General features: G+C 65.6%; 1 protein-coding gene. It reads right to left on the bottom strand.

Annotation, left to right across the window (positions count from 1 at the left end; all coding sequences use genetic code 11):
- A partial coding sequence (locus LNV23_RS23895) for an RHS domain-containing protein (RefSeq protein ID WP_263565246.1) occupies positions 1–497 on the bottom strand: 497 nt, incomplete at both ends.

The following is a 497-nucleotide window of genomic DNA, read 5'->3' as shown; positions in this document are numbered from 1 at the left end:
TAGTCCCTGAAGTAGTTGTAATGCAGCCCCACAAACCCGTCGTACTGCTGGCCGGGCAAGCGCAGGCTGATGTTCAGCTCGCCCAGGCCGTTAGGGTTGGTCTCGGCGGGGCTGAGGCCAAAGGGCTCTCCACCCATCCAGCGCCAACGTACACGCCCGGTGGTGTCCAGCGCCACGCGCGGGGTACCGAGGTGGTCGGTGTGGAGGTAAAAGACCTCCTGGGCGCTGTTGGGTGCGTTGGCGGGCGCACCCGGCGTGGGGCGAACGGCGGCCACGGGCTGGCCTTCGAGCCAGATGTATTCCATCAGCGGTTTGAAGGTGCTGCTGTTGCCCGTTCCGCTGAGTGTGTACTCGCCCAGCAGCTGACCTTGCAGGTCGTAGGCGAAGTAGACAGCCGGCGACGTGCCGATCTGCTTTCTGAAGCGCTGGCCCTGGGCGTCGTAGGCCAGCTTCATGACCAGGCTGCCGGAGCTCAGCTCGGCCAGGCGGCCTTCGTG

This window comes from Kinneretia sp. DJ1R-11, assembly GCF_025717595.1.
Lineage (GTDB): Bacteria > Pseudomonadota > Gammaproteobacteria > Burkholderiales > Burkholderiaceae_C > Paucibacter_A.
The sequence above is the reverse complement of the archived record's forward strand: the minus strand, read 5'-3'. Positions and strand labels throughout refer to the sequence as shown.